This is a genomic window from Amnimonas aquatica, assembly GCF_002943415.1.
Taxonomy (GTDB): Bacteria; Pseudomonadota; Gammaproteobacteria; order Pseudomonadales; family Moraxellaceae; genus Perlucidibaca; species Perlucidibaca aquatica_A.
This window is the reverse complement of sequence record NZ_PTQZ01000121.1, coordinates 1-5,441: the sequence shown is the minus strand read 5'-3', so window position 1 is coordinate 5,441 and position 5,441 is coordinate 1. Positions and strand designations below refer to the sequence as shown.

Below are 5,441 nucleotides of genomic sequence, written 5' to 3'. Positions count from 1 at the left end.
AGGATTGTCCAGACGGGGCCGAACAGGTCAGGTGGTGGCGCCCAGCTCGGGCGTACTAGCTGCGTATAGAACGGACCAGCTTGTATGGATGCGGCGCTGCCAATGGCGGCTGCAATGAAGCTCACTACGAGCCAGGCAACGAACCCAATGATTTGCTTGTTTTTTGGCAAAGTCACGATTCACTCCCTTGTGTTGCCTAACTTAAATTGGATGGCAAAGCTGCCGTGTAAAAACGAGCACCTGCCATGTAAAAAATCCGGCGGCGCAGCAAGTCTTTGACAGGAAAGGAATTCTGAAAAGCCAACATAGCACTCCCTGCCATATAAAACGCTGCTCTGTTCCCTGGAGCCTTCTTATTCGGCACGACGTGCCATGTAAGAACGACCTCGCGAAACCGCTCCGCCGGGTCTAGCCTTGTATGCAGGCAACCACAAGGAGCGTGGACGTCATGTCAGGCAATATGCGACGTTCCCCCGGTTTCAGTAGCACCCGGCTTTAGAGTCCGGGGTAACTGTAACGGCTTTTCCGGCCAGTTGCCTGGCATAGGCTGCGGGCGTCAGCCCGCCCAGTGATTTCTTCGGTCGCTCCTCGTTGTATTCCCGCCGCCAGGCCTCGATCACCACCTTGGCGTGGGCCAGACTGGTGAACCAGTGTTCGTTCAGGCACTCGTCCCGGAAGCGCCCGTTGAACGATTCGATGTACGCATTCTGATTCGGCTTGCCCGGCTCGATCAGGAACAGCTTCACACCGCGCTCATGCGCCCAGGTCAGCATCGCCCGGCCGCAGAACTCCTTGCCATTGTCGGTGCGGATCGCCTTTGGCAGGCCCCGCTGCTGGCCGATTCGATCCAGGATTCGCGTCAGCATATGCCCACCGATCGCACGCTCCGGCACGACGGCCACCGACTCATGGGTGGCGTCATCGACCACGGTCAGGCTCTTGATCGCTCGGCCTTCGGCCGTGCGATCAAACACGAAGTCCATCGACCAGACCTGATTGGCCGATAGCGGCCGTATCAAGGGCTGACGGTCTGATACCGGCACCTTCTTGCGCTTGCGACGGCGCACCTGCAGCTTCTCTTCGGCATACAGCCGCTCGACGCGCTTGTGATTAACCCTCAGGCCAGCCTGCCGCAGCTTCAGGTGGATCATCGAGGAGCCGTAGCGGCGATGGCGCTGCGCCAGCGCGATGATCCGTGCTCGCAAGGCCTCGTTCTGATCTGGCGCGGGCTGGTAGCGGAAGGCGCTGGCGCTCATGCCGATCACCCGCAGGGCATGGCGCTCGCTCAAGCCGGCGCTGATCATGCCGCGCACCAGAACACGACGATCTGGTGCGCTCACCACTTTTTTCGGAGCGCCTCGCGGGTGACCTCGTTTTCCAGAATCGACTCGGCGAGCAACTTCTTCAGGCGGGCGTTCTCGGCCTCCAGCTCCTTCAGTCGCTTGGCGTCGGAGACGCTCATGCCACCGAACTTGCTGCGCCAAAGGTAGTAGCTGGCCTCGGAGAAGCCGTGCTGGCGACACAGCTCCTTGATCGGCAACCCGGCCTCGGCTTCTCGCAGGAATCCAATGATCTGCTCTTCGGTGAAACGCTTCTTCATGTCCAATCTCCTCAGGGTGGGATTGGACTCCAAAGCTTCGTGCTACTCAAATACGGGGAAACGTCGTATGCCACCTAATAACAAACACGGGCAAGCGCCCAAGCTGCTGGATCAGATTCGTGCTGCCATACGTCTGCGCCACTACAGCCGCCGTACCGAACAGGCCTATGTGCACTGGGCCAGACGTTATGTGTTGTTTCACGGCAAGCGTCATCCGCGTGAGCTGGGCGCGCCCGAAGTCGAGTCATTCCTGTCCGCGCTGGCGACTGAACGGCAGGTTTCGGCTTCGACACAGAATCAGGCACTGGCCGCACTGCTTTTCCTGTACCGGGAAGTGCTCGCTCAGGACCTGCCCTGGCTGGAGAACCTGACCCGCGCGAAACCCCGGGAAAGGCGCCCGGTAGTGCTGACCCGCGAAGAAACCAGCAACCTGCTTGGCCGCATGAGCGGCACGCACGGACTCATGGCCCGGCTGATCTACGGCACCGGCATGCGTCTCATGGAGTGTTGCCAGCTGCGTATCAAGGATATCGATTTCGGCCAGCGCGAAATCACCATCCGCTCAGGCAAGGGCGGCAAGGATCGGGTCACCATGCTGCCCGCCAGCCTGACTCCCGACCTGCAGTTGCAGTGCGCGCAAGCTCGTGAATTGCATAATGCCGACCGCCGGGCGAAAGCCCCTGGCGTGTTCATGCCCGATGCACTGGCGCGCAAATACCCGCGCGCCGCCACGAGCTGGAGCTGGTTCTGGCTTTTCCCCGCCGGGCAGCATTCGAGCGACCCGGTCAGCGGCATTGTCCGCAGACACCACATTTATCCGCAAAGCCTGCAGCGCGCCATCCGCCATGCCGTGCAGGCAGCCGGCATCGTCAAGCCCGCCACCACCCACACCCTGCGCCACAGCTTCGCCACCCACCTGCTCATGGGCGGCTACGACATCCGCACCGTGCAGGAACTGCTGGGCCACGCCGATGTCACCACCACCATGATCTACACCCACGTGCTCAACCAGGGCGGCCGCGGCGTCATCAGCCCCCTAGACCGCTGAACCCCGCACCCCCGACTGAAGGGCCTGCATCCATCGCTGTGTCAGCCTGTGTGCGGCTCATGGGGTGGAAAACTGTAGCGCAGCGTGTTTTCCGCCCCATGAGCCGCACACAGGCGGGAACTCAGCAAGGACACTTGCCCACCGTCCGCGCCCCCAGCCGCGCCTCCATGCGCGAGCGCACGAACTGCTCCCGCGTCATGGCCGGGTGCTCCGGGTGCTTCTCGCGCATGTGCGCCAGGTAGGCGTCGTAATCGGGCACGCCCACCAGCATGCCCATGAAGTGGCGGCAGCACTGCCAGGTGCCGGCCAGCCGGCTCATCGCACGGGCTCCCCGGAAACGGGCACCAGCACCACCGGCGTTTCCGTGCTCTCCACGCGGCCGCTGCGGATGGCCGCGCGCATGGCGCGCAGGCTGGCGAACAGCATGACCAGCACCACGCCGGCGAACAGCGCGCACAGGGCGGCGTCGAGGCGATCGTTGAAGATCACCTGCTGCATCTGCGCCAGGCTCTTCGCCGGCGCCAGCACTTCGCCGCGCGCGGCGGCCTCGCTGAACAGGTCGGCGTGGGCGAGGAAGCCGATGCGCGGGTTCTCGTGGAACAGCTTCTGCCAGCTCGCGGTCAGCGTCACCACCAGGATCCAGCTCGCCGGCAGCAGCGCGACCCAGGCCTGGCGCAGCTGCTGGCGCTTCACCAGCAGCGTGCCCACCAGCAGCAGGGCGATGGCCGCCAGCATCTGGTTGGCGATGCCGAACAGCGGCCACAGCGTGTTGATGCCGCCCAGCGGATCGATCACGCCCTGGTACAGGAACCAGCCCCAGCCGGTCACGCACAGGCCGGTGGCGACCACGTTCGGCCACCAGCGCTCGGTGTCGCGGAACGGCGCGTACAGGCTGCCGAACAGGTCCTGGATCATGAAGCGGCCGACGCGGGTGCCGGCATCGATCGTGGTGAGGATGAACAGCGCCTCGAACAGGATGGCGAAGTGGTACCAGAACGCCATCAGCGCGCTGCCGCCCATGACCGACGACAGGATGAACGCCATGCCCACCGCCAGCGTCGGCGCGCCGCCGGCACGCGACAGTATGCTTTCCTCGCCGATGTCCTTCGCGGTCTGCGCCAGCAGCTCGGGCGTGATCACGAAGCCCCACTGGCTGATCACCGAGGCGGCCTCCTCCACGGTCTTGCCGATCAGCGCCGGCGGCGAGTTCAGGGCGAAGTACAGGCCCGGGTCGAGCACGCAGGCCGCGATCAGCGCCATGATGGCCACGAACGACTCCATGAGCATGGCGCCGTAGCCGATCACGCGGGCATCCTCCTCGTTGTCGAGCAGCTTCGGCGTGGTGCCCGACGACACCAGCGCGTGGAAGCCGGACACCGCGCCGCAGGCAATGGTGATGAACAGGAACGGGAACAGACTGCCGGAGAACACCGGCCCGCTGCCGTCTATGAAGCTGGTCACTGCCGGCATTTTCAGGTCCGGCATGACGAACACGATGCCCAGCGCCAGCGCCAGGATGGTGCCGATCTTGAGGAAGGTCGACAGGTAGTCGCGCGGCGCCAGCAGCAGCCACACCGGCAGGATGGACGCCAGCGCGCCGTAGGCGATCAGGCCCAGCGCCAGCTCTTCGCCGGTGCGCGTGAACACCACCTTCCAGTATTCATGCTCGGCGATCCAGCCGCCGCCCCAGATCGACAGGAACAGCAGCACCAGGCCGATCAGAGACATTTCGCCGATGCGCCCCGGCCGCAGATAGCGCAGGTACAGCCCCATGAACACCGCGATGGGAATGGTCGCGGCCACCGTGAACGTGCCCCAGGGCGAGTGCGCCAGCGCCTTCACCACCACCAGTGCCAGCACTGCCAGCAGGATGATCATGATGGCGAGGATGCCGATGCTGGCCACGGTGCCGGCGAACGGCCCCAGCTCGGTGCGGATCATGTCGCCCAGCGAGCGGCCGTCGCGGCGCGTGGAGGCGGTGAGCACCAGCATGTCCTGCACGGCGCCGGCGATCACCACGCCGGCGAGGATCCACAGCGTGCCCGGCAGGTAGCCCATCTGCGCGGCCAGCACCGGGCCGATCAGCGGGCCGGCGCCGGCGATGGCGGCGAAATGGTGGCCGAACAGCACCACGCGGTGCGTGGGCACGTAGTCGAGGCCGTCGGCGTGCCGGTGCGCCGGGGTCTGGCGGCGGGCATCCAGCGCCAGCACGGGACCGGCGAGGTAGCGGCTGTAGTAGCGGTAGGCAATGACATAGACGGCGACCGAGGCCACCACCAGCCAGGCGGCGTTGATGCTCTCACCGCGGTGCAGGCCGAGCACGGCCAGCGAGAAAACGGCCACCAGGGTGACGGCGGCCATCAGGAGTTTTTCTTTCACGGAATTGAATCCTTTTTTTATTCACATTTCCCGGCGGCGGGATCGGTCATCCTAGCGTGACATCGTCAGGCCCGCGCAACATGACGACAGACAAACACAGCATGCACTGCGACGCTGGTCAACCCCACGATTTGCGACTGATTTGCATTTCCGACATAATGCGGCGCCTGCCAGCCCTGCCGACGTGCATTTTCCTGCCGACAGCCACCTGCGCGCACCCGAGAGCGAAATGAGTGCCACCACCCGACCGGAACGAGAGTCCGCCCCGCAGCGACGCGCCTTCTGGCTCAAGACCCTGCACCAGTGGCACTGGATCAGCTCCGCGCTCTGCCTGATTTCCCTGCTGCTGTTCGCCGCCACCGGCATCACGCTCAATCACGCCGCCCGCATCGAGGCCAAGCCGGTCACCATCAC

At 64.6% G+C, this 5,441-nt stretch carries 6 protein-coding genes; 2 read left to right on the top strand and 4 right to left on the bottom strand.

Annotated features, from left to right (window positions below; translation table 11 throughout):
* Nucleotides 1-125, bottom strand: a 125-nt coding sequence (locus C5O18_RS11155; protein WP_420884474.1) for a tryptophan-rich sensory protein, incomplete at its 3' end; no start/stop codon positions are given.
* Between the two features lie 354 nt (nucleotides 126-479).
* Nucleotides 480-1,600, bottom strand: a protein-coding gene (locus C5O18_RS05965; protein WP_420884473.1) for an IS3 family transposase whose coding sequence is annotated in 2 segments (ribosomal slippage) — nucleotides 480-1,345 and nucleotides 1,345-1,600 — 1,122 coding nt in all. Because the reading frame shifts where the segments join, the coding sequence is not laid out codon by codon here.
* Between C5O18_RS05965 and C5O18_RS05960 the strand changes: the two genes are divergently transcribed.
* Nucleotides 1,584-2,648 carry an integron integrase gene (locus C5O18_RS05960; RefSeq protein WP_478209681.1) on the top strand — a complete coding sequence of 355 codons (1,065 nt, stop codon included), beginning with the start codon at nucleotides 1,584-1,586 and terminating at the stop codon, nucleotides 2,646-2,648. The two genes, C5O18_RS05965 and C5O18_RS05960, sit on opposite strands and share 17 nt — an antisense overlap.
* 121 nt (nucleotides 2,649-2,769) lie before the next feature.
* On the opposite strand, the gene C5O18_RS05955 is transcribed toward C5O18_RS05960, so the two are convergent.
* Both C5O18_RS05955 and C5O18_RS05950 read right to left on the bottom strand, forming a co-directional pair.
* Nucleotides 2,770-2,967 carry a YbdD/YjiX family protein gene (locus tag C5O18_RS05955; protein ID WP_105192341.1) on the bottom strand — a complete coding sequence of 66 codons (198 nt, stop codon included), beginning with the start codon at nucleotides 2,965-2,967 and terminating at the stop codon, nucleotides 2,770-2,772.
* A complete protein-coding gene (locus tag C5O18_RS05950; RefSeq protein WP_105192339.1) occupies nucleotides 2,964-5,009 on the bottom strand; it encodes a carbon starvation CstA family protein in 2,046 nt (681 codons plus the stop codon). Before C5O18_RS05950 ends, C5O18_RS05955 begins: the two co-directional genes overlap by 4 nt.
* Before the next feature lie 247 nt (nucleotides 5,010-5,256).
* Here C5O18_RS05950 and C5O18_RS05945 point away from each other — a divergent pair.
* Nucleotides 5,257-5,441: PepSY-associated TM helix domain-containing protein (locus C5O18_RS05945; RefSeq protein ID WP_206389753.1), on the top strand; the 185-nt coding region annotated here is incomplete at its 3' end.